The 21,291-nt window shown below is 63.8% G+C and carries 22 protein-coding genes, 1 tRNA gene and 1 pseudogene; 10 read left to right on the top strand and 14 right to left on the bottom strand.

Annotated features, from left to right (window positions below):
- The first annotated feature begins 10 nt into the window (after nt 1-10).
- From INT40_RS18095 to INT40_RS18085, 3 genes are read left to right on the top strand one after another with little or no spacing between them, the layout of a single operon-like run.
- Complete coding sequence (locus tag INT40_RS18095) at nt 11-625, top strand: hypothetical protein (RefSeq protein ID WP_193071075.1); 615 nt, start codon at nt 11-13, stop codon at nt 623-625.
- Nucleotides 580-1,239, top strand: a complete 660-nt coding sequence (locus INT40_RS18090) for an NAD(P)-dependent oxidoreductase (RefSeq protein ID WP_193071073.1) — start codon at nt 580-582, stop codon at nt 1,237-1,239. Before INT40_RS18095 ends, INT40_RS18090 begins: the two co-directional genes overlap by 46 nt.
- Nucleotides 1,236-1,673: a MarR family winged helix-turn-helix transcriptional regulator gene (locus INT40_RS18085; protein ID WP_193071072.1), complete on the top strand. Its 438-nt coding sequence runs from the start codon at nt 1,236-1,238 to the stop codon at nt 1,671-1,673. The genes INT40_RS18090 and INT40_RS18085 overlap by 4 nt, the downstream gene beginning before the upstream one ends.
- Nucleotides 1,674-1,707: 34 nt before the next feature.
- Here INT40_RS18085 and INT40_RS18080 read toward each other — a convergent pair whose 3' ends face one another.
- The 4 genes from INT40_RS18080 to INT40_RS18065 all read right to left on the bottom strand — a co-directional run bounded on the left by INT40_RS18080 (nt 1,708) and on the right by INT40_RS18065 (nt 5,985).
- Nucleotides 1,708-2,316, bottom strand: a complete 609-nt coding sequence (locus INT40_RS18080) for a hypothetical protein (RefSeq protein WP_193071070.1) — start codon at nt 2,314-2,316, stop codon at nt 1,708-1,710.
- 334 nt (nt 2,317-2,650) lie between these two features.
- Nucleotides 2,651-4,462 carry a selenocysteine-specific translation elongation factor gene (selB, locus tag INT40_RS18075; RefSeq protein WP_193096664.1) on the bottom strand — a complete coding sequence of 604 codons (1,812 nt, stop codon included), beginning with the start codon at nt 4,460-4,462 and terminating at the stop codon, nt 2,651-2,653.
- A gap of 1 nt (nt 4,463) precedes the next feature.
- Nucleotides 4,464-5,864 (bottom strand): L-seryl-tRNA(Sec) selenium transferase, encoded by a 1,401-nt coding sequence (selA, locus tag INT40_RS18070; protein ID WP_193096662.1) that lies wholly within the window; start codon nt 5,862-5,864, stop codon nt 4,464-4,466.
- Nucleotides 5,865-5,890: 26 nt separating this feature from the next.
- A tRNA-Sec gene (locus INT40_RS18065) sits at nt 5,891-5,985 on the bottom strand.
- An 82-nt stretch (nt 5,986-6,067) separates the two neighbouring features.
- Here INT40_RS18065 and INT40_RS18060 point away from each other — a divergent pair.
- From INT40_RS18060 to selD, 4 genes are all read left to right on the top strand, one after another.
- Complete coding sequence (locus INT40_RS18060; protein ID WP_193071067.1) at nt 6,068-6,676, top strand: class I SAM-dependent methyltransferase; 609 nt, start codon at nt 6,068-6,070, stop codon at nt 6,674-6,676.
- A gap of 65 nt (nt 6,677-6,741) precedes the next feature.
- The gene (locus INT40_RS18055) at nt 6,742-7,416 is read left to right on the top strand and encodes a hypothetical protein (protein ID WP_145997427.1); all 675 of its coding nucleotides are present in this window, start codon (nt 6,742-6,744) and stop codon (nt 7,414-7,416) included.
- Nucleotides 7,400-7,996: a TetR/AcrR family transcriptional regulator gene (locus tag INT40_RS18050; protein ID WP_193096661.1), complete on the top strand. Its 597-nt coding sequence runs from the start codon at nt 7,400-7,402 to the stop codon at nt 7,994-7,996. The genes INT40_RS18055 and INT40_RS18050 overlap by 17 nt, the downstream gene beginning before the upstream one ends.
- Before the next feature lie 97 nt (nt 7,997-8,093).
- Nucleotides 8,094-9,080 (top strand): selenide, water dikinase SelD, encoded by a 987-nt coding sequence (gene selD / locus INT40_RS18045; RefSeq protein WP_193096660.1) that lies wholly within the window; start codon nt 8,094-8,096, stop codon nt 9,078-9,080.
- A 121-nt stretch (nt 9,081-9,201) separates the two neighbouring features.
- Here selD and INT40_RS18040 read toward each other — a convergent pair whose 3' ends face one another.
- The 7 genes and pseudogenes from INT40_RS18040 to INT40_RS18005 form a co-directional block, all read right to left on the bottom strand.
- Nucleotides 9,202-9,432, bottom strand: coding sequence for a hypothetical protein (locus tag INT40_RS18040; RefSeq protein ID WP_193071063.1), 231 nt, complete (start codon nt 9,430-9,432; stop codon nt 9,202-9,204).
- Nucleotides 9,433-9,489: 57 nt separating this feature from the next.
- Nucleotides 9,490-10,728, bottom strand: a complete 1,239-nt coding sequence (gene nrfD, locus INT40_RS18035) for an NrfD/PsrC family molybdoenzyme membrane anchor subunit (RefSeq protein WP_101572218.1) — start codon at nt 10,726-10,728, stop codon at nt 9,490-9,492.
- Nucleotides 10,725-11,858 (bottom strand): 4Fe-4S dicluster domain-containing protein, encoded by a 1,134-nt coding sequence (locus tag INT40_RS18030; RefSeq protein WP_193096659.1) that lies wholly within the window; start codon nt 11,856-11,858, stop codon nt 10,725-10,727. Before INT40_RS18030 ends, nrfD begins: the two co-directional genes overlap by 4 nt.
- Before the next feature lie 359 nt (nt 11,859-12,217).
- A pseudogene (gene fdnG / locus INT40_RS18025) lies at nt 12,218-15,385 on the bottom strand (formate dehydrogenase-N subunit alpha); the annotation flags it as partial.
- A 207-nt stretch (nt 15,386-15,592) separates the two neighbouring features.
- Nucleotides 15,593-16,204: a class I SAM-dependent methyltransferase gene (locus INT40_RS18015; RefSeq protein ID WP_319022020.1), complete on the bottom strand. Its 612-nt coding sequence runs from the start codon at nt 16,202-16,204 to the stop codon at nt 15,593-15,595.
- Nucleotides 16,201-16,644: a thioredoxin gene (gene trxA, locus INT40_RS18010; protein WP_101572226.1), complete on the bottom strand. Its 444-nt coding sequence runs from the start codon at nt 16,642-16,644 to the stop codon at nt 16,201-16,203. The genes INT40_RS18015 and trxA overlap by 4 nt, the downstream gene beginning before the upstream one ends.
- Before the next feature lie 84 nt (nt 16,645-16,728).
- Nucleotides 16,729-17,754, bottom strand: coding sequence for an LCP family protein (locus tag INT40_RS18005; RefSeq protein ID WP_193096656.1), 1,026 nt, complete (start codon nt 17,752-17,754; stop codon nt 16,729-16,731).
- A gap of 537 nt (nt 17,755-18,291) precedes the next feature.
- On the opposite strand from INT40_RS18005, the gene INT40_RS18000 reads away from it, so the two are divergent.
- Nucleotides 18,292-18,495 (top strand): cold-shock protein, encoded by a 204-nt coding sequence (locus tag INT40_RS18000; protein ID WP_009882802.1) that lies wholly within the window; start codon nt 18,292-18,294, stop codon nt 18,493-18,495.
- Between the two features lie 83 nt (nt 18,496-18,578).
- Here INT40_RS18000 and INT40_RS17995 read toward each other — a convergent pair whose 3' ends face one another.
- Nucleotides 18,579-18,977 carry a hypothetical protein gene (locus INT40_RS17995; RefSeq protein WP_193096655.1) on the bottom strand — a complete coding sequence of 133 codons (399 nt, stop codon included), beginning with the start codon at nt 18,975-18,977 and terminating at the stop codon, nt 18,579-18,581.
- A gap of 94 nt (nt 18,978-19,071) precedes the next feature.
- Between INT40_RS17995 and INT40_RS17990 the strand changes: the two genes are divergently transcribed.
- Both INT40_RS17990 and INT40_RS17985 read left to right on the top strand, forming a co-directional pair.
- Nucleotides 19,072-19,629: a hypothetical protein gene (locus tag INT40_RS17990; RefSeq protein ID WP_193071058.1), complete on the top strand. Its 558-nt coding sequence runs from the start codon at nt 19,072-19,074 to the stop codon at nt 19,627-19,629.
- A 7-nt stretch (nt 19,630-19,636) separates the two neighbouring features.
- The gene (locus INT40_RS17985) at nt 19,637-20,281 is read left to right on the top strand and encodes an HAD-IA family hydrolase (protein ID WP_101572231.1); all 645 of its coding nucleotides are present in this window, start codon (nt 19,637-19,639) and stop codon (nt 20,279-20,281) included.
- A 122-nt stretch (nt 20,282-20,403) separates the two neighbouring features.
- On the opposite strand, the gene INT40_RS21060 is transcribed toward INT40_RS17985, so the two are convergent.
- Together INT40_RS21060 and INT40_RS17980 are read right to left on the bottom strand one after the other, a co-directional pair.
- A complete protein-coding gene (locus tag INT40_RS21060; RefSeq protein WP_264298432.1) occupies nt 20,404-20,538 on the bottom strand; it encodes a hypothetical protein in 135 nt (44 codons plus the stop codon).
- A gap of 103 nt (nt 20,539-20,641) precedes the next feature.
- Nucleotides 20,642-21,211: a DapH/DapD/GlmU-related protein gene (locus tag INT40_RS17980; protein WP_193071057.1), complete on the bottom strand. Its 570-nt coding sequence runs from the start codon at nt 21,209-21,211 to the stop codon at nt 20,642-20,644.
- Nucleotides 21,212-21,291: the final 80 nt, after the last annotated feature.

The following is a 21,291-nucleotide window of genomic DNA, read 5'->3' as shown; positions in this document are numbered from 1 at the left end:
CCGCGGCTTCATGGCACGCTTGCGTCTGCTGCACCTTTCGCAGCTTCCCCGCTTAAGCGTGCGCGCCGGACTTGGGCTGGGCTTCAGCGCGTGCTGCAACACCGTGTTCGTCTGGGAATCGGACGTCTCCAGACCGGTGATTCAGATACGGCCGATCGCCTCACATGTCGGGGAGATCCTCGAGCCAACAGAAGCGTTCGACGTCAATCCGGTGATCTGGAAGCAACTCGTCGACGGCGGCATCTCCGTCCGCGGCGACAAGGTTTCCGACTGGGATCTTGATCCCGAGCCCGAGGTGCTGCACGCGTGGGTGGCACGCAACCTCTGCGAGTACTGGACTCCACTTGCTGACAGCCTGGGCAGCATGCTCTCGACGAATTCCCGGACCATAGTCCGATCATCGAGGTTGCTCTGGCGCGGCTGCTGCGCGACCCGATACCGACGCATCCGCCACGTGAGTGATGGCGGACAAGCACTGGTCTGGCGATGTCCGCTATTCTCATTGAGGCGAGAAACTGATACGCTTCTCGTACTATATTTCCAACGTCGCATCTCCAACCACTCCACGAGGAGGCCCACATGGACATCGCGGTTTTCGGAGCATCCGGGCCGACCGGCCTGCTGATCTGCCAACAGGCAGTCGACGCAGGGCATTCGGTCAGAGCGGTGAGTCGGCGTCGCGAGCGCCTTCCCCTTCCACGAGGTACTGAGGTCGAGCAGGTTCTGGCAGATCCCGGGACTGGGGACGGCATCGACGCAGCGCTATCCGGCGCGCAGGCTGCTCTGTCCGCGCTGGGAGCCGGTTCTTATACGCGAAAGCAGATTGACATCTACTCGGCCGGTACCGCGAATATCGTCGCCGGCCTCAGAGCGCAGGGCGTCGGACGACGACTCGTCGTCGTGAGCTCCGGGCTGACATATCCGCCGCCCCGCCTGAACTTCTTCGCCGACAACATCCTGTTTCCCCTGTTGCGCAATGTCATCGGAAAGACCGTCTACGCCGACATGCGGGCAATGGAGGAATACCTCCTCGACTGCGACGACATCGACTGGACGGTCATGCGGCCGGCCAGGCTGATCAATAGGGACCATGTCTCTGATTATCGGCTGACACTGGATTCCCTGGGCGGCAACTTCACCTCTCGCGCGGATCTGGCCGCGGCGATGATCGCTGAACTCGATGAGTCGCCTCACATCCGACGAGTCGTCGCTCCTTCAACCGACCGACACGCGAAATGAGTGAGGATGGCGCATCGCTGCCCAGCGTCCGTGACGCAATACGCGAACTGAGAATCGAGCTCGTCATCCTCAACGACAGGGTTGCGCGCTCGGTCAAGCTTCAGCCCCGCGATCTGGACATCCTCGATGTCGTCGACCGGGAAGGGCCGTGCACACCGTCACAGATCGCCGACCGGATCGGCTGGAGCCGAGCAACAGTGACCGGAGTGCTCACACGACTCGAGGCCGACAACTGGATCGAACGAGAGACCAACCCCACCGACGGTCGTTCCATGACCATCAGGTCCACTGGGCGATTTGCAGAGTTGAACGCCGCCTATGCTGCTGTCGACCGCGAAGTCGATGATCGCGCCAGAGCCACGGAGGCTGCCGCCTTCATCGTCGAGACGACGAAGAGACTGCGAAGAATCAACCGCTCAGACGCGGCAATCTGAGCACGGCGGTCGGGAGCCAGGCCGGATCCGGAACTCATTCGATGTCGTCGACGTCCTGGTTGTCATCGACGAGCTGCGCGGCAAGGGGTTCCCACTTCGCGTATTCGTCGGGGAAAGCCGAGGACTGCACGTCCTGCGCGGCCCGACCCGGGTCGATGTTCTCCCAGTTGTCGATCTGGGTCAGGCCCGGATTGGGGCTGTCGGGGTTGACTCCATAGAACGACTTCGAGGCGAAGACGGGATCCTCCACCTGCTCGGCCGATCCCCAGTTCATCGAGGGGCGCTGCTGGAACGCTCCGACGGAGTCACGATCCCCGCCGTCGAGATTCTGCAGGCTCGACTCCTGCAGTGCGGTCATCACGGCGATCTTCTGGGCCTTCTCCGACAAGTCTGCGCCCTTACCGACACCGATGATGGTGCGAGCATTGTCGATCTGCTCGGAGCTGAGCTCATCCGGATCGTCGATGCCCACGGCTGTGCCGTCGCCCTGGCCCTGACCGGCCCCCGAGACGTTCTCGCTCGGCTGGTCGACGGCTCCTGAGATCGGACCCGCCGCGGCCGAAGTCACCGCCCCCAGGGAGAGACCCCCTGCGATGACGGCAGCGGACAGTGCAGTCACCGCAAATTTGCGCACGCTGTTCATCTGTTCTCACTTTCCTGTTGGATCGGGCGAGCTGCCCGGACGGCGTCCTGATCGGATTCGGAACACATCTGCTTCCTGCTTTCGGCACAGGGATGCTCCGGTAATCGCCTCACACCACACTGTCGGACGCAGGTAGGCGGTTCAATGCCGAGACGCTCATAGGTGGCTTAGTCTCGCAGCAACGAATCGGAAGGGGCTGGTGAGCATCAGCTCAGAATTCGCTGGATGCTCTGCGACACTACGGGGCGCCCGCACGCATCCGTGACCCGGGTCTCGGCCCGCCCATCGGGCCACTCGAAGGTGAGGGTCAGGCTCCATTCAGGCGCGCGTCTGTCTACCTCACAACCTCGCGTGATGTGTTGTCGATACGGCGGGTCCAACCGCGACCGTCGAGGTATTCGAGCAGGGGAATGACGACGCGCCGCGTGGTGCCCAGAGCCTTCCTGGCCGCACTCGTCGTGAACGGCTGGTCCAGTCGCGCAAGCAGTCGCATCGCCTGTGCCGGTGTCCGTGGTGACACAACCACACCATCGCCGAGGCGCAGGAGCCGTCCCGCGGATTCGGCGACAGCAAGCTCTCGCACTCCCAGTCGGAGTTCTCGCAGGTCATCGGCCTCGGGAGCTGCGAAGGGATTGGCCGCCAAGCGTCGTTCCACCTCGGCGACGCCTGCTTCGGCCGGACCCAGATCGGCGGTGTGACCGGGCGGGCGGACCATGCCTTTGACCGTATCGAGGCCGGCGCGAGAGGCGATGGCAGCGACGAGTTCCTGACCGCCGCTGTCAGGCAATGGAGGGTCGACGCGGCGCAGCTCTTCGGCCAGTGCCTTCTCGGGCACACCAGCAGCCAGAGGCTCTGCCGCCAGCTTCGCCCTCACGATAGTCTCCGCGTTCTCGACCCACTTCTCGAGTGTCTGTCGGTGGACGAGCCATCCTCCGGCGATCTCTTCAACGCCCGCGACGGCGTCGGGAAGCGTCAGTCCGAAGCGCACCAATCTGGCCCGTTCCACGGCTCCACGGCGGGCCACCTCGGCGAGGATGTCCCCGGTTTCCGGACGCCAGTTCAGCTCTCGGGCACGCCGGGTGCCGGCCCCGCGGCGGCCGAGTTCGGGAGGGTCGACATCGAGGACGACGACGCCTGCAAAGACGTTGCGGCTGCCGGGGCTGCGCAGCACGATCCGGTCCGTGACCTGCAGCGGCAGCGGACGCTCGATTGTGAGGCGGGCGTGGTCGCCGTCGAAGGGCCTCATGTGCACCGCGACCGCGGCGGTTCCGATGTGGAGCATGAGTCCGTGCACGCCCTCGTCGAGCAGCTGGCCCATGGTTCGGCGAACGTCGATGATGTCGACGATCGGCCATGCATCGTCGGTGATGAGAGCGTCACCGCGGTGGATATCATCGGCTGCGACCTCGCGCAGATTCACGGCGACACGGGCGCTGGGGGCGACCTCCTCGGCGGAGGAGTTCCGGCTCTGCAGACCACGGACTGCCGTCGCCTCGTCCGAGGTCTCCCCGACGAGGCGCAGGCGGTCCCCGGTGCGCAGAGTTCCGGCCGTGAGCGTGCCGGTGACCACGGTGCCGGCGCCCTTGATCGTGAAGGCGCGGTCGACCCACAGCCGCAGTCGGGCCTCCGCGTCGGGGGCCGGAGCTTCGGCGGTGACGGCATCGAGCGTCGCGACGAGTTCGTCGAGTCCGTCCCCGGTAGTCGCGGAGACGGTGAGCACCGGAGCATCGGCCAGCGGTGTACCCCGCAGTTCGGCTCTGATCTGGGCCTCTGTCGCTGCGACCGACTCGGGGGCGAGGTCAGCGCGGGTGATGACGACGAGGCCGCGGGTGATGCCCAGCGCGGTGATCGCGTCCCGGTGATCACTCGACTGGGCCTGCCACCCCTTGTCCCCTGCGACGACGAGGCACACGATGGGGGCCGGGCCGACGCCTGCGAGCATGTTCGCGAGGAACTTCTCATGCCCGGGAACGTCGACGAAGGCGAGCTCCCTCCCGGACGGCAGAGTCGTCCAGGCGAAGCCGAGGTCGATCGTCAGACCCCGCTTCCTCTCCTCTGCCCACCGGTCCGGTTCCATCCCGGTCAGGGCGTTGACCAGGGTGGACTTCCCATGATCGACGTGGCCGGCGGTTGCGAGAACGTACATCTCAGGCATGGCTCGTGAAGTCCGGATCATCGCCGAAACCCACACCATCGTCACCGAGGTGGTTCCGCGTGTTCGCACGAGCCCGGTTCACGGCCTCGCCGATCAGATCGTCATCGGCTTCTGGGACGCAGCGCAGGTCGATGAGGCATCGTCCCTGGTGAACTCGGGCGACGACTGCCGGGTCGCCGAGGCGCAGCGGGCGGGCGAGCTCCTCGGGCAGTTCGATGGCCCATCCGGGAAGGGGAACACCGGGGGCTCCCCCGCCGCCGACGCGACCGTCATGGGCGACGACGGTTCCAGAGGCAAGCTCTGCCAGGTGCTCGGTGCGTTCTTTGAGTCTGTCGAGATCGATGTGCAGTGCCTCATGGACCGGGTTCTCGGTGTTCGCAACCGTGGCCTCGATTGCGGCCAGCGTGAGTTTGTCGGTGCGCATTGCCCTGGCCAGGGGGTGCTTCGCGATGCGCTGGACGGCGTCGCTGCGACCGAGGATGAGGCCCGCTTGAGGACCGCCGAGGAGTTTGTCACCGCTGACGATGACGACATCGGCTCCGGCGGCGAGCGCGCTGGCGATATCGGGTTCGTTGGGCAGATACGGGTCGGGTTCGAAAAGTCCGCTTCCCAGATCGGCGATGAGGGGAAGGTCGTGCTCGTCGGCAAGTTCACGCAGCTGCGCAATCTCAACCGAGGCGGTGAAGCCTTCGACTCGGAAGTTGCTTGTGTGGACCTTGAGCAGGCTCGCAGTTTCGGCGGTGATGGCCTGCGCATAATCGTCGAGGTGGGTGCGGTTCGTCATTCCGACTTCGCGCAGCCGGGACCCGGTCGTGGCCATGAGGTCGGGAAGGCGGAAGCCGGCTCCGATCTCGATGAGTTCGCCGCGGCTGATGACGATCTCACCGGGACCACCCGTGTTACCAGCGCCGACGCCGTCTTCACGGCACAGCGCTGTCACGGCGAGCAGCAGGGCGGCGGCACCGTTGTTGATGACCAGTGCGTCTTCGGCGTCTGGGCAGGCACGCAGAAGTGCCTGCTTGGCGCCGGTCCCCCGCTTGCTTCGCTTGCCGCTGACCAGGTCCAACTCAACGTCGACATAGCCGGCCGCATCGGCCACGGCCCGGCGAGCGGACTCGGACAGAGGAGCCCTGCCCAGATTGGTGTGGACGATGATTCCGGTGGCGTTGAGGACCGGGGTCAGTGACGATGCCGAGTCGGAACTTAAGCGGGAGATGATGGTGGGGGCCACCTCGGCGACGGGAATCTCACCGTTGCGAGCAGCGGTCTGAGCTTCGGAGATGATCGCTTTGATCGTAGCCTGACTCCGGCTCTCACCTGCGGCGATGACCTCGGGAAGGGCGAGGAGATGATCGGTGCGCGGGATGCTGCGCCGCGGATCCGTATCGACCAAGACTGCGTTCTCCTTCACTGCGGTGGTGGCGGAGGCGGACGGGAATCGAACCCGCCAGACCGAGATACTCGGTCTCACCGGTTTTGAAGACCGGGGAGCCCACCAGGACTCGGACGCCTCCGTGTGAAATCCTACCCCGCGTGGCCGGTGCTATCGCTCTGCTCGTGCTGATCACCGAGTGCTAGCCTGAAAGCGGAGGCATCATGGCTGATTTCACCTGGAACCCCGACACTTACCTCGACGTCATGTCCGAGGAGATCCCCGATTACCGACTGCTGCAGGACGAGCTGCTGGCTGCTGTGGTGGAGGTCGGCCCACGGACGATCCTCGACCTCGGCGTGGGCAGCGGGCTGACCGCCAGACGGGTCGCCGAGGTGTTGCCGCAGACTCATATCCACGGCATCGATGAGAGCGTTGAGATGCTCGCCGGTGCCGCGAAGGTCCTCGACCCGGATCGCAGTTCGCTCTCTCATGGGCGACTCCAAGATTCCCTGCCGGCCGTCCCCGTCGACCTCGTCATGTCGACCCTCGCTGTGCATCATCTCGATGCCGATGAGAAGGCCGATCTGTTCATGAGAATCCACGAGGTGCTCGTCGACGGCGGTCGGTTCGTGCTCGCCGACCTCGTCGTCCCTCCCGATCCGTCAGATGTGGTCACGCCGATCGACGGAGTTGTCGACACCCCCAGCCCGCTGGCCGAGCAACTCGAGTGGCTGACCGAGACCGGTTTCACACCACACGTGACCTGGCAACATCGTGACCTCGCCGTGGTCGCCGCAGACAAGGCGGGGCAGAGACACCGACCGGATTGAGTACACCTCCCGGTGAAGTCGCCTTCGGGTGACCCGCTGCCTTGACGCACGTACAATACGTCCGTATGGTGAATACAATACGAACGTATTGGAGAGTGGTCGTGTTCCGCATCCTCGAGCTCGTGGGCCTGCTTGCCCCGGCGGCAGGAATCGTTCTGCTTGTCATCTATCGACGAGGAGCCGCTGGCGGCGCCTGGGTGGGCATCGTCGGCTGCCTCCTGGCGTTGCTCGCGTCCGGGATCGGCATTGCCGATACGCGCCTGGCTGCGGTCGGGAGTCTTGGAGAAGCCAGTTTCGGCGAGCAGCTTACCGGGTGGACGGTCGGACGATTCGTCCTGCTGACGCTCGCGGTTGCGCTGCTGCTCACCGGAGCATCAGCCGGACGCAGACGGACAGTTCGCACTTCACCTGGGAGTGCCGCCGCCCCGGCCGGCCCCACAGCAAACAGAACAGTGACGGCGCTGATGATCACCGGAGTGGCACTGTCCCTCATCGGCATCGTCGTCCAGTTTGTACCGATCGACCTCGGCGTCGACCACGAGAGACTGACCACGATCATCGGCTTGCTGATGGAGACGGTGGAATTCGCTCTGTTGGGAGGAGGAGTGTTTGCCCTATGTCTTGCCATCGTCACCGACAGACCGCTATCCGGTTCCCTGCCCGATCCTGGCGACTGGCTCAAACGTTCAGCCGTCGGGGCCCATCGCCTGTATCGTCAGTTCCATGAACGACGCGGATGAGCAGAGCGGTCCGATCATCAGCGAGTCCGCCCAACACCTGATTGATACGATGATCGATCTCGTCTCCGAAGGAGGATTCGAGGCACTCAGCGTGCGAACAGTGGCGACTCGAACCGGGGTATCGATCGGCGCGGTACAACATCACTTCCCCACCAAGTCGCAGATGCTTATCGGTGCCATGAGCGAGATCGCACGGCGCGAAACCAAGAGATTCGAGCAGGCGACCGCCGACAAGAACCCCACTTCTCGCCGTAGCGCTCTGCTCGACATACTCCTGCCCTCGAATCCCGATGACCCGGCGGCTCGAGTCTGGCTCCAACTCTCCGCGCGAGCAAGCGTGGACCCTGCGGTCAAGGAAATAAACTCCGCCAGGTGGGGCCGCTTGCGGTCCGAGCTGGCTGATGCGCTTCGTCCACAGATCGCACAACCTGAGGACGCGATGCTTCGGGCAACCGAACTGCTGGCCCTATGCGACGGTCTCGCTGTGACGATCCTCGCCGAGGATGGGGCGGTCACCTCCACAACCGCTCGCACAATCGTCGAAGGGCACATAGCAAGACTGTTGCCGACTGCGAACTGACACATGGTGGCCCCCTCTGCGAGGCCTCCGCCGAGGCGGAGAATATAGCCGAGGTGGCCCGTAGAATCGAGCGTCATCTCGGTGCTAGTCTCGCGGTATGACCGCCACCCAGGAACGTCTGACATCATTCGCCCACGGCGGAGGCTGCGCCTGCAAGATCCCGCCAGGTGAGCTGGAGGAAGCAGTCAAAGGACTGACCGGTCAGTCCGGACCTGATGTGCTCGTCGGACTCGACGACGGTGACGATGCCTCTGCCGTGCGGGTCCGCGAAGACCTCGCGGTGCTCTCGACGGCCGATTTCTTCACCCCTGTCGTCGACGACGCCTACGATTGGGGCCGAATCGCGGCCGCGAATGCACTCTCCGACATCTACGCGATGGGTGGGACCCCGGTGACAGCGATCAACCTCGTCGGTTGGCCGCGGGAGAAACTGCCGATGGAGCTGCTCACCGAAGTGCTGCGCGGTGGCCTCGACGTCGCCGCCCAGGCGAACTGTCCCGTCGCCGGTGGGCATTCGATCGATGACCCCGAGCCGAAGTACGGCATGGCTGTGACCGGCATCGCCCACCCCGATGAACTCATGCGCAATGATGCCGCCGAGATGGGCCTGCCGTTGACGCTGACGAAGCCGATCGGTGTGGGTATCCTCAACAACCGACACAAGCAGACCGGTGAGAACTTCGACGAAGCGATTGCCACAATGACCGCGCTCAATCGCGATGCAGCGCAGGCGGCCGTGGCTGCTGGCGTCCGCGCGGCCACCGATGTTACCGGGTTCGGTTTGCTTGGCCACCTGTTCAAGATGTGCCGTGCCTCAGGCGTGGGAGCGGTCATTGATGCGTCCGCGGTGCCCCGCCTCGGCGGAGTCGATGAATCGATCGCGGACGGATACGTGTCCGGTGGGACGCGTCGCAACCTCGACTGGGTGCGCCCCAATCTCACGACCGACGACTCGGTGACCGAGGACGATCTCTTCCTCCTGGCGGATGCTCAGACGTCCGGCGGACTGCTCGTCGTCGGCGAACTGCCTGGTCACCCGATCATCGGTGAGATCGTCGTCGGTTCGGGCGTGCGCGTGCGGTGACCCCTTGGGCACCCTTCACCGCTAGTGTCGCGAACACCCTGTGCAGCAGGTGGTTTCGTCACCGACAGGGTGGGGCGCGCAGGTACCTGTTTGCCGTGACTGACCGCTCCCCCTCTTCAGTTCAGGAGGGCGTGACGTCCTCATCGCGGAAGCGACGGAATCCGCTGGTAACGACCCAATAGAAGCCTCCGGTCAACAGCGCGCCGAGGATAACTTCCCACCAGCCGAATGAGCCGTGGCCCCAGCCGATCAGGTGCATGATGTACCGGACGAGAGGGACGAGCACAGTCACGACTGCGGCTTCTTTGAGGCTGCGACGGTCGGCGAGCAGCTCCTTGATTGCGTCCTTCATGGGGCCCACGTTACTACTCGGGAAGTTTTTCGCATGCCATCTTGGCAATTGTGCGAACTAGGACCCGGTCGTGATCGAATCGTCGACGATGCCTCGGGCACGGCGTTCTTCTAGGCGAGCGCGCTGCGGTTCCACCACGTGGCGCGGATCCTTCGTCGATTCGATGCCGGCCTCAAGCACCCCGAAACGCGTGTACGCCGAGGCGGCTGCGAGTGCCGTACCGGAGACGACCGACAGCGTCCGCAGGGCAGCACGAGTCTTCCAGCTGCGCTTGCCAGCTCCAACCAGACCGGACCCCGCTCCAGAGTGCTGGCCCAGCTTCTTCGCGAACACCCTAGCCCCCACCTCGACGGCGGCAGTGCCGATCGCACCGGCGATGAGCAGCTTCTCTGCCCGGTGGAGCTTGTGGCCGGGTTCGCCCTCTTCGAGCGGGTCCACCTCGGCGGGGTGCATGCCCTGCTTCATCCGATTCATCGCGAAAGCCTCACCGGCAGCACCGCCGAGCGCGAGCAGACGCGCTGGCCCGGTCTCCCGCACGGGAGCCAAGGCCATTGCCGCACCTCCGGCGGCCACTGCGGCCGAAGATACGAAGACGAACGAGAGTCCGCTGCGACCAGCAGCGTTCCAGGTGGGAACCGCCGTATCGCCCAGGAGAGCCCCGGTGTAGGCCGCCAATGGTGCCGCAAAGAGCGCCGATTCGAGCGCGGCAGGAGTCTCGAAGGCGTGCAGAATTCGACGCAGCGGACCGAGAGGCAGACGCTCACCGGTCAGTCGATCGACCTCGATCGCGGTGAGGACACCGGAACCAACGCCGAAACCGGACAGGATCCAGGTGCCCATACTCATGGGAGAGCTGACCTTGAATACGCGCATCATGTTGAGGAAGCGTTCGGGCCGGCCGAGGTCGGCCACGAGTGCCGCTCCCCCGACAGCCGTCGCTGTGATCGCAGTCAGTCTGGTCGCAATCCGCAGCTGCGGACGATCACTGAATTGCGCCCCCAACCCAAGCAGCGAAGAGCCTCCGGCCAGACCGCCCAGGAACAGGTAGATCGCGATCTCATCGCCCCATGGCGGAGCCTTGACGATCGGCCTGCCGTAATAGGAGGAGAATTCGACGTCCTCGACCATCGGCATCTCACGATTGCCGTCGGCCCCACGGTTCTTCCAACCCTGACCGCCACGCCCTCCGGCACCCGGTCCGCTACGGCCACCACCGGGGCGACCACCTCGGCGACGCTTCTTCCGTCCGCGATCGAGCTCAGGTGGGCGGTAGGAATCGTATTCGGATGTGCTCAACGCCGGCTCCCGAGGAAGGCAAGTCCGGCGGCGGCCACCATGCCGAGCGCCGCGATGCCGGCCTTGGCGTACATCTTCGGCAGGTCCTTCGTCGGCACACGCGGATCCGGCGGCAGCCCGTAGACCTCGGGCTCGTCGAGGATGAGGAAGACCGATCCGGTTCCGCCGACGCCGTCGTTCGGGTTCGCGCCGTACAGGCGAGCCTCGGTCAGACCCTTCGCATGGAGGTCGGCCACGCGGGCGTGAGCCTTGTCGACCATGTCGTCGTGGTCGCCGAACTTGATCGACTCCGTGGGGCAGGTCTGCGCGCACGCCGGTTCCTGCCCATCGAGGAGGCGGTCGTAGCAGAGCGTGCACTTATTGGCCGTGTTCTTGTCCGGCACATCCATGTCCGAGGCGCTGCGATCACGGTCGGTCGGTGTGTTGATCGTGCCGTCATCGCGGCGCTCGATGACGCCGAAGGGACAGCCGGCCACGCAGGTCCCGCAGCCGTTGCAGACATCGTTCTGCACGACGACGGTGTCGAATTCCGTGCGGAAGAGAGCTCCCGTGGGGCACACGTCGAGGCAGCCGGCGTGGGTGCAGTGCTTGCACACGTCCGAGGACATCAGCCAGCGGAAGTCCGCCGTGTCCGGGGGCGTCGTGTCGAGATTGGCGATGTCCTCGGGATCGCTCGGATCCAAGGCGCCGGGTGCCAACAGGTCGATGCCCATCGGTGGGGTCGAGGGCAGTCCGCCGCTTCCGGCAGACCCATCTGCCGCCGCGCCGAGGGCACCGCCGAGAGGCTGTGCACCCGCAGACTCGTCCGTGCGCGGACGGATCGTCGGCATGCCGAGGTTGACGAGTTTCCGCCCCGATTCGCGGGCGGCTTCGATCCTCTCGGAGTCCTGTTCGATGAAGGCGACGTGACGCCAGGTATTCGCCCCGAGGCTGCCCGTGTTGTCGTAGGAGGACTCGAGGAGTTCGTAGGTCCCGTCCTGCGGATTGTTGTTCCACTCCTTGCAGGCGACCTCACAGGCCTTGCAGCCGATGCAGATCGACGTATCGGTGAAGAACCCTTTGCGCTCGTGCGCGGAACCATGCCAGTGCCCGTCCGCAACGGCGTCGTTCTCGACGGTCGATGTCGACATCAGCCCTCCTCCTCGTTTCCTGTGTTGTCCACCGTATCCGTCTGGGCACCCTCGCCGAGGTTGCCCTGCTGAACCTTGTCGACATCCTTGCCGATGTAGCCGCGGTCGGGGTCCCCATCGGTCGGGTCCCCGTCGTCGGCGCGGTTCGCGTCTACGGTCTCGGTCGGGTTCTGGTCCACGCTGTCGGTGGGTCGGAGATCGGCCCGGCCCGTGCGGTCGCCGGCACTGTCGACAGCTTCGTCTCCGAGGGTGCGCCCGGGAGTGACACCGACGGCGGAGTCTCCGCCGCGATGCGGATGCCCGCCCTTGCTGGCCGCAGAGTCCGCGGCCAGGGACTCGGCGACGACATCATCGGAGACCGTGACCAGCTGATTGCCCGATTCGGGGCTCAGACCGGCCTCACGCTGATACTTCTCGACGAAGTCGACGAGCTCCGGACCTCGTGGGCGGCGTCCCGGCATGATCGTGCCGGCCACATACTTGCTGTTCTGGATGAACACATTGGGGTCCATCGTCACGCCCAGCAGATCATTCGCGGAGTCACCTTCGACTGTGGCGTCTCCGCCGACACCCCAGTGGTAGGGCAGGCCGATCTGGTGGAGGGTCTTCCCGCCGATCGTCAACGGCGTCATCCTCCGGGTCACGAGCACGCGGGCCTCGATGGCCGCACGTGGGGAGACCAGCGTCGCCCACCCGTAGGGCTCAAGTCCCACCTCGGCGGCGAGTTCCGGTGAGATCTCGCAGAACATCTCCGGCTGCAGCTCCGAGAGGTAGGGCAGCCACCGCGACATTCCTCCGGCAGTGTGATGCTCGGTCAGCCGGTAGGTCGTGAACACGTAGGGGTAGACCTCGGAACCGGGATTGCCTGCGGCCGGGGCTGAGAGGTTGTCCTCCCTGCGCATCACCAGTCGTGTCGGGCTCGACTGCTGGTCGTAGAGCGGGTTGGATACCGTCGATTCCTGCGGCTCGTAATGCGTGGGCATGGGGCCATCGACCATGCCGCTGGGGGCGAACAGCCAGCCCTTGCCGTCGGCCTGCATGATGAACGGGTCGTCGCCGTCGAGGTTGGCCGGACCACCGTGGGCCTGATCCGAGCGGGCCGAAGGAGACCGGTCGACCGGGAAGTCGGGTACGTCCTTACCCGTCCATTTCCCGGATTCCTCATCCCACCAGACGAATTTCTTGCGCTCCGACCAGGGTGTGCCGTCGGGTGCCGCCGAGGCGCGGTTGTAGAGGATCCGACGGTTCGCCGGCCAGGCCCACGCCCATTCGGCAGCGGTCTCGTCCTGTTCGGCTCGGGGCTTGCGACGGGCGGCCATGTTCTGCCCGCCTGCGTAGATTCCCGCGTAGATCCAGCAGCCGCCGGCGGTGGTGCCGTCGTCGGTCATCTGGTTGAAGTTGTCGAGCGGCTGCCCGTCCTTGTCGCCGCCGATGTGGTATCCGTTGATCTCGGCCAGCACGGATTCGGCGTCGACCTCACCCTCCTCGTCGACCGGGTAGTCCCAGGTCATGTCTAGGAGCGGACGATCGCGAGGATCCTCGGAGTCCTTCAGCTTCTCGCGCACTCGCTTACCGAGTTCGAAGAAGAAGTCGAGTTCGCTCTGTGCGTCGCTGGGCGGGTTGACGGCCTTGTGCCGCCACTGCACGAGGCGCTGCGTCTGCGTGAAGGTGCCGGCCTTCTCCGTGTGGTTGGCGGCGGGCATGAAGAACATCTCGGTCTCGATGTCTTCGGTCTTGAGCTCACCACTGGCGATCTCGGGACCGTCCTTCCACCAGGTGGCGGATTCGATGAGCCGGAAGTCGCGGACGACCATCCACTTGAGGTGGCTCATCGCCATGCGCTGCATTCGGCCGTTGGCCGAGCCGACTGCCGGGTTCTGACCGAGCAGGAAGTACCCGTCGACACCGTCGTTGAGCATGCGGACCTGCGTCTGATAGGTGCCGTGGGCACCGTTGATCTTCGGCAGATAATCGTAGGCGAAGTTGTTCTCCTTCGTTGCCGCATCGCCCCACCAGGCCTTGAGCAGGTTGGTGGCGTAGCTGCGCCCGTTCGCCCAATAACCTTTGTGGGTCTCCGGGGTACCGACGGCGGCGACGTAGTCCTCGAAGGTCTCGTGAACTCCGGCGCTGGGCATCGGCAGGTAGCCGGGCAGCAGGTTGAACAGCGTCGGGATGTCGGTCGAGCCCTGGATCGTGGCGTGTCCGCGCAGTGCCATGATGCCGCCGCCGGGACGACCCATGTTGCCCAGCAGAAGCTGGAGGATCGAGGCGGTGCGGATGAACTGCGCACCCAGGGAGTGCTGGGTCCAGCCCACGGCGTAGGCGAAGCAGGTGGTGCGTTCGCGCCCGGAATTCTGGGTCACCGACTCGACCAGGTATTCGAAGTCGGCGGGTTTGATGCCGCAGTTCTCGGCTACCATCTCCGGCGTGTACCGGGAGTAGTGCCGCTTGAGAATCTGGAACACCGTGCGCGGGTCGCTCAGGGTCTCATCGGTGATGGGCGCCCCCGACTCATCGGTCTGGTACGACCAGGTCGAGTTGTCGTAGGAGTTCGTCTCCGGGTCGAAGCCGGAGAACAGGCCGTCGAGATCCTCCGTGTCCTGATAGTTCTCACTGATGAGATTCGTGGCGTTGGTATACGCACGGACGTACTCGTCGAAGTGCAGACCGTCGCTGAGGACACGGTTGATGAGCGCACCGAGCAAGACGATGTCGGAGCCCGCCCGGATCGGGACGTGTTTATCGGCGATCGCCGTGGTGCGGGTGAAACGAGGATCGACGTGGATGACGCGGGCACCTCGAGCCTTGGCCTCGGTCACCCATTGGAAGCCCACGGGGTGGCACTCGGCCATATTGGATCCCTGGATGATGATGCAGTCCGCATTCGCCATATCCTGGACGGGTTGTGTGGCGCCGCCTCGCCCAAACGAGGTTCCCAAACTGGGAACCGTGGCGGAGTGTCAAATACGCGCCTGGTTCTCGATCTGTATCGCGCCGGCCGCCGTGTAGAGCTTCTTCGCGAGGTAGTTCTCCTCGTTGTCGATGGTCGCCCCGCCGAGGCTGGCGATCCCCATCGTGCGACGCAGGGGGTGGCCCTTGTCGTCGAAGTCCTCCCAATGGTTGCGGCGGGCTTCGATGAAGCGGTCGGCGACCATGTCGATCGCGGTGCCCAGATCGAGCTTCTGCCAGTCCTTGGCTTTGGGAGCTCGGTAGAGGGCGTCGGTGATACGCCCGTTGGCGTTGACCAGCTGTTCGCTGGCGGCACCTTTGGGGCAGAGACGTCCACGAGAGATGGGTGAGTCCGGGTCGCCTTCGATCTGGATGACCTTGTCATCTTTGACGAAGACCTTCTGGCCGCAGCCGACGGCGCAGTATGGGCAGACCGACTGCACCACTTTGTCCGCTGTGGCGGTGCGCGGGGTGGTCTCCCGCGTCTTCTGGGACACCACTGATTCGCCGCGTCCCGACGCATCGGAGGAACGCAGCTGCCGGATCACCGGCCACTCGAGAGGACTGAACCGAGCCATGGATCACATCCTAGCCCTTCTCGGTGGCCGATGGCGACCAATTCGGTCACGATCATCCGCAGCGTTTCACGAGGTGAGGTGCGGTGATCTCACCCGCCGAGGTGGTCCTTCAGTGGGTGATCCTGTGTGCCAGGAGCACGCTGTCGTCGAGTTCGGCCGGCTGACCGTCGGGTCCTTCGACCTCGCGGGTGCGCAGTTCAGCGAAATCTATCTCCCAGCGGACGGGAGTGCAGCGGCGAGGAGAGCGAAATCGCCGTTCGGGGTCACCGGCTCATGATGGTGACCGAGGCCGTGACCCAGTTCGTCATCCTGATTCTCGGCCCACGGCGGCATCTCGGCGTGCGAGATGAGCAGCAGGCGGCCGTCCGGCGCGACATGTTCGGCGACCTTCCCGACGAGTTCTTCGCGGGTGTCGGGCAACCGGGTGTGAAGGAAGCAGCCGACGACAAGGTCATAGCCGCCTCGGCGAGGGTGCTCTGCCTCTGCTTGTGAACCCGAGGGATCCCAGGTGGAGACGTCTCCGACCTCGAAGGATGCGGTGACACCCTTCGCTGCGGCCGCTTCTGCGGCCCGGTCGACGGCGGTCTGCGACAGATCGATGCCGGTAGCTTCCCAGCCGTGCTCGGCCAGCCAGATGACATCTGCGCCCTCACCGCAGCCGACGTCGAGGACCCGGCCGGGGGTGAGGCTTGAGACAGTGGCGACGAGCGCCTCGTTCGGCTTGCCCGACCAGATCGGATCGCTTCCGGAGTAACGCTCTTCCCAGGCCGCCACGGAGTCAGGGACTCCCGCATTTGCGGCCTGTTGGGGTTCGGTCACTGCTCTGTTCCGGATTCGGAGGAAACCTCGGTCGCCTCTGACACCACGGCGCCATCCGATCCTTCGGCGGCGTCGACCTCGGCTTCCTGCTTGGCCAGCTCCTCGCGGACCTCGTTCATGTCGAGTTCCTTGACAGCGTTGATGACCTGTTCGAGCTGGGGCGCAGCGAGCGCACCCGGCTGAGCGAACACGACGATGCCCTCACGGAAGGCGACGAGGGTCGGGATCGAGGAGATCGCGAAGAGACCCGCGAGTTCCTGCTGTGCCTCGGTGTCGACCTTGCCGAAGACGACGTCCGAATACTGTTCGGAGGCCTCTTCGTAGACGGGGGCGAACTGCTTGCAGGGTCCGCACCAGTCGGCCCAGAAGTCGAGAAGCAGGATCGAGCTGTCGGTGATGGTTGACTCGAAGTTGTCTTTGGTGATTTCGATCGTAGACATCCGGGCAGTCTAAACGCCGACTATGAATACTGTCTGGACACTGTCGCAGTCAGGACAGTTCGTGCGGGTCTCGACCCGCTCGAATCAGTCGGCGAGGTCGACTAGGCCGGCGATCGGCTGATCTGCAGTGATAGCAGAGAAGACGGCGTCGGCCGCCGGAGACTTGACGACCCGGTTCTGATTGTCCGGAGCCTGCTGCCACGGCATGATCGCGAACGTGATCGAATCCTTGGGCACGGAGGACACGGTCGCAGCCAGTGACCCGAGTGCTGAGACCGAATCGAGCTCGTCATCGACGCGCAGAGACGAGGTTACCGCGTCAAGGAAACCATAGAGCCGATTCGGCCTCGACAGCGTGTGGGAGCTCTTCGCTCTGTCGATGATGGATTCCATGACCATCTGCTGGTTGCCCATGCGCGAGATGTCACTGCCGTCACCGACAGCATGGCGTGTTCTTGCCAGCGCCAGGGCATCGACGCCGTCAAGAGTCTGTTCACCCGCAGGCAGGTCAAGGTTCGCTTTGTCGTCGTACAAGGGTTCGTCGAGGTCGACGGTGATTCCGTCCAATGCGTCGACGATCGTTGCGAAGCCGTCGAAATTGACCTCGACGAAGTGGTCGACACGAACTCCCGTGAGTTCTTCGGCAGCGGAGACCGAACAGGCCGGGCCCTGATTGAGTGCCGAGTTGATCATTCCGCGCAGGGGCCCCGAGGCACCAGAACCGGTGTCTTCGCAGGCAGGCATGTCCATCATCGTGTCGCGCGGAATCTGGACGGCGTCGATGCGAGAGGAGTCGTCGGAGATGTGGGCCAGAATCATCGCGTCGCTGCGCGCACCATCTGCCGCGCCATAGTCCTCAGCGTCGAGTTCACGGGTGTCGGATCCGAGGATGAGGACATTCAGTTCGTCCGTGATCTTCTCGGGCACCTCACCATCACCTGCACGCAGTGCCGAGGAGGTGATGTTCGACTTCAGACTGTGCATGGCCGCCACGACCGTGACCGGGACCGCGATGACGAGAACAGCGACCATGGCGACAATGGTGCGGCGGCGACGGTACTTCATGGCGAGACGACGCTGACGCCGTGGGCCGATTTCGGGATGCTGCATGAACTTCAATTCGAGATCGGGGTCAGATTGCATACAATCCTAAAAAACTTTTCTTCGAACTTTCTGACACCGCTGGTCGATACATTCTGTTAGAGTTAAATTGTTCCCGTACGAGACAGTGCGGAACACATGGTGCCGCGAGCGTAGGTAGATTCGCTTGGTACCGTGCAGTTGCCAGTTGGCGCGTGTCTACCGTCCGCGCCTCTTATATTTTTTCAGACTTTTCAATCCGGCCGTCCTTCGGCCTCCATCCCGCACCTTCGGTGCATTACCGAAACCGAGCTTCCCCGTTTTCGCCTGAGACAAGGATCTTCACATCAGCACGAATTCCGGAACACCGGTTTCTCCACAGATTTTCGTTGGATCTGCGTTCAATGCGCAGACCATCCAGCGAGAAGTCACACGTTCAGACGATCTACTGATCGACATCGTCGGTCAGCCCAGGTCCCTGAGAGTGTGAACAGCCGGGCCCACTCAAGGGTCCGACCATCCAGATCGTTTCGGCGATCACCAGTTTAAAATAAGGATACAAAGATTATGGCTACAGGTACCGTGAAATGGTTCAACTCGGAAAAAGGTTTCGGATTCATCCAGCCTGACGATGGTTCAGCAGACGTCTTCACTCACTTCTCCGCGATCGAATCGACCGGCTACCGTGAGCTCGCCGAGGGCCAGAATGTCGAATTCGACTCGGAAATGGGTTCCAAGGGCCTTCAGGCCACAAGCGTTCGTCCCCTCTGAGACTTCCGTAACTTTCCGGTCCCGGCCGGATCGCGATTGATTCGTCAATAGCGAGCACCTGCCGGGAACGCAGTTGCACTGAGCTACACCAAAAGCGTGTGTTCGCGTTTGGAGTTTGTGTTTTCACTTGCTCTGAATGCGATCACACGCTTTTCGGCGTCCGCGGGCCCTTTGCCGTGTCGACGCCTGAAATCAGGGAACGCCGAGCACCGCCCGGCAATCCGATCACTGATGGCCTGCCCAGATCCTTCCCTCACACCCGCAAACAGCCCCGAAGCCGAGGCCGTTGCACACGCCTGCCATCCCAGCTCGCCATACACCTTCGGATCAATACTCAACCACTCAACGCGAACGCGCGCTTCACCCCACTCCAGACGACCCAGCAACTCGTTGAGCCATTCCTGTTCGGCGGAATCGAAGTCGTCGCCCAAAAGGGTGACGGCCTTCTCCTCGGCGACCGTGACGGCGTCCTGAAATGGCATCACTGTCTTCAGCGCGTGGGGCGTCTTACGGGCAATGAGCTGAGGGTCGTCGAGCCATTGTCGACGGTTCGCAGTGCACTATACGTTGTGATTTATGCAACCACGGCCGTGCGACCACAATGCGCGCGCCCCACCGCCGCCACCTGCACCACGGGCGCTTCGCTGGCTGGTGGTCGGAGTCCTCGCCAGCATCATCCTGCTCATTGCACTGCCCATCGTCATGATGATCGATCAGGCCGGCCTCAAAGCAGCCATCGAGGAGGACACCGGAGCGGGCCTGGATCCCGAGTGGATGGACTGGGCCCGCATCACATTGACGGCATATCTGGTTGTCGCCAGCTATTTCAGCCTCTACTCGGCCACCCAGGGAGCGATGTTCCTATGGGCCGTGATTCCCACCGATATTCTGCCCGTTCTGATGATCGGTCTCCTTTGGATCCCCGCCCCCGTACGTCGGTACTTCAAACCGCAGCGACCCACGGCTCACCAACCGAGACGCCGCCGAACCACCTACGTGACCGCAGCTGCTCATCGTCGCCATGAGACTGCTCATCGACCGGGCCGGCGAGCGCGTGCATGCTCGACAACGACGACTTCGTGCCCTGAAGTCTGTACCGTAGGAATTCTTGAGATCCCCACACAGAACAGGTGATGTCACGATGACTCAGCCGACCGACCTGCACCCCACCACCGTCGTCTTCGATCTGGGCAACGTTCTCATCGGCTGGGATCAGACTGGCCCTCTCGCCGACCGGATGACCCGCGAAGAGTGGAATGATTTTGCCGCCGAGGCGAACTTCGGCATGCTGAATACGCTGGCTGATCGCGGTGTGCCGATCACAGAGGTGATCGCACGGGCGGCCGAATCCGATCCCCGCCACGGCGAAATCGTCGCCGCCTACTATGACCGTTTCGATCTGTCCCTGACCGGTCCGATCGAAGGAATGGCCGAAATCGTCGCCGAGCTCAAGGCCTCCGACATCAGGCTGCTGGGTCTCTCGAACTGGTCGGCAGAGACCTTCCACCATGCGCCGAAGGTCGCGCCGGCGATCAATGAACTCGAAGATATCGTGGTCTCAGGACGGGAGGAGCTGATCAAGCCCGACCCTGAGATCTTCCGTGTCCTGAGCCGACGTTTCGACCTTGTCCCCGAACGGACGGTCTTCGTCGACGACCTGCCGGCGAACATCGATGCCGCCGAAGAGCTCGGCTTCATCGGCCTGCTCTTCACCGATGCTCAGCAACTGCGAGGCGACCTCGGAGGCCTTGGACTCTTCGTCTCCCCAGCCGCCGATGAAAGCTGACGGGGGTTGTTCCCGTACGCACTCGAGGACTGCTTCGATGAATGGGTCGTTCTGCCGGCGGCTCCAGCCACCGCCTCGGAGGACTTCAACACAATTCCGAATGCCTTCGAGATTCCCTATGCTCATCGGATGATCGGGTCCAGCGACGCGGAGAGGTACAAGTAGGCGGCCGAGGCGGGAACCGTGAACACCGATGCCCCGTCCAACCACTCATCGCAGTTCGCCCCAGTCATGGATCCGACACTCAAAATCGCCACGAAGGCCCGGGTCCTCGCGGCATTGTCGCAATTGAGCAGCTGAGCCGCCGCTGATCCCGCGGCGATTCTTGCCTGGAAGCGGATCGGGCTCGACTCTTCAGACTCAGTCGGTGACCGACCGCACCACACGTGCCGGCGACCCGACCACGACGGTTCCTGCACGCACGTCCTTGGTGACGACCGAGGCCGCTGCGACCACCGCATCATCGCCGATGGTCACGCCGGGCAGGATGGTCACGTTCGAACCGATCCAGACGTTGCGTCCGATGATGATCGGCGCCGGGTGCATGTCGCCACGACGGTCCGGGGTGATGTCGTGATTGAGAGTCGCCAGCACCGTATTGTGGCCGATGAGGCTGTCGTCTCCGATCCTGATCCCGCCTTGGTCCTGGAAGCTGCATCCGGAATTGATGAAGACCCGCTGACCCAGCGTCGTGTTCTTCCCGAAGTCGGTGTGGAACGGCGGGAACATCGTGACGGTCTTGTCCACTGGCTTGCCCGTCAGCGAGGCCAACAACTGCCTCACCGCGTCGGGCTCGTGATACGAACCGTTGAGCTCGGCAGTTATCCGCAGCGCCTCTTGGCTGCTGCGGTGCATGACCTCGTGCAGAGGCGAGCCGCTGACGATGGTTTCACCGTTGTTGAGTACTTTGACCAGATCCTTGAGTTCCATACTGGCCATCCTTTCGTGTGTCCTACTTTCGTGCATTCTCGGTCGAAAACACGTTCACGGTTTGAGCAGGACCTTGATTG

The sequence above is a fragment of the Brevibacterium sp. FME17 genome, from assembly GCF_014897515.1.
GTDB lineage: Bacteria > Actinomycetota > Actinomycetes > Actinomycetales > Brevibacteriaceae > Brevibacterium.
Note: the sequence above shows the minus strand (reverse complement) of the source record. Positions and strands in the feature narration are given on the sequence as shown.

Coding starts and splice junctions, on each gene's coding strand:
- INT40_RS17995 (WP_193096655.1), bottom strand. CDS start 18,977: ATGCCATTTCAGGACGCCGTCACGGTCGCCGAGGAGAAGGCCGTCACC.
- INT40_RS18030 (WP_193096659.1), bottom strand. CDS start 11,858: ATGTCGACATCGACCGTCGAGAACGACGCCGTTGCGGACGGGCACTGG.
- selB (WP_193096664.1), bottom strand. CDS start 4,462: ATGTACGTTCTCGCAACCGCCGGCCACGTCGATCATGGGAAGTCCACC.
- INT40_RS18050 (WP_193096661.1), top strand. CDS start 7,400: ATGAACGACGCGGATGAGCAGAGCGGTCCGATCATCAGCGAGTCCGCC.
- INT40_RS18055 (WP_145997427.1), top strand. CDS start 6,742: ATGGTGAATACAATACGAACGTATTGGAGAGTGGTCGTGTTCCGCATC.
- selD (WP_193096660.1), top strand. CDS start 8,094: ATGACCGCCACCCAGGAACGTCTGACATCATTCGCCCACGGCGGAGGC.
- INT40_RS17990 (WP_193071058.1), top strand. CDS start 19,072: ATGCAACCACGGCCGTGCGACCACAATGCGCGCGCCCCACCGCCGCCA.
- INT40_RS17980 (WP_193071057.1), bottom strand. CDS start 21,211: ATGGAACTCAAGGATCTGGTCAAAGTACTCAACAACGGTGAAACCATC.
- INT40_RS18005 (WP_193096656.1), bottom strand. CDS start 17,754: ATGCAGCATCCCGAAATCGGCCCACGGCGTCAGCGTCGTCTCGCCATG.
- INT40_RS18000 (WP_009882802.1), top strand. CDS start 18,292: ATGGCTACAGGTACCGTGAAATGGTTCAACTCGGAAAAAGGTTTCGGA.
- INT40_RS18060 (WP_193071067.1), top strand. CDS start 6,068: ATGGCTGATTTCACCTGGAACCCCGACACTTACCTCGACGTCATGTCC.
- trxA (WP_101572226.1), bottom strand. CDS start 16,644: ATGTCTACGATCGAAATCACCAAAGACAACTTCGAGTCAACCATCACC.
- INT40_RS18080 (WP_193071070.1), bottom strand. CDS start 2,316: ATGAACAGCGTGCGCAAATTTGCGGTGACTGCACTGTCCGCTGCCGTC.
- INT40_RS17985 (WP_101572231.1), top strand. CDS start 19,637: ATGACTCAGCCGACCGACCTGCACCCCACCACCGTCGTCTTCGATCTG.
- INT40_RS18085 (WP_193071072.1), top strand. CDS start 1,236: ATGAGTGAGGATGGCGCATCGCTGCCCAGCGTCCGTGACGCAATACGC.
- INT40_RS18095 (WP_193071075.1), top strand. CDS start 11: ATGGCACGCTTGCGTCTGCTGCACCTTTCGCAGCTTCCCCGCTTAAGC.
- INT40_RS18040 (WP_193071063.1), bottom strand. CDS start 9,432: ATGAAGGACGCAATCAAGGAGCTGCTCGCCGACCGTCGCAGCCTCAAA.
- INT40_RS18090 (WP_193071073.1), top strand. CDS start 580: ATGGACATCGCGGTTTTCGGAGCATCCGGGCCGACCGGCCTGCTGATC.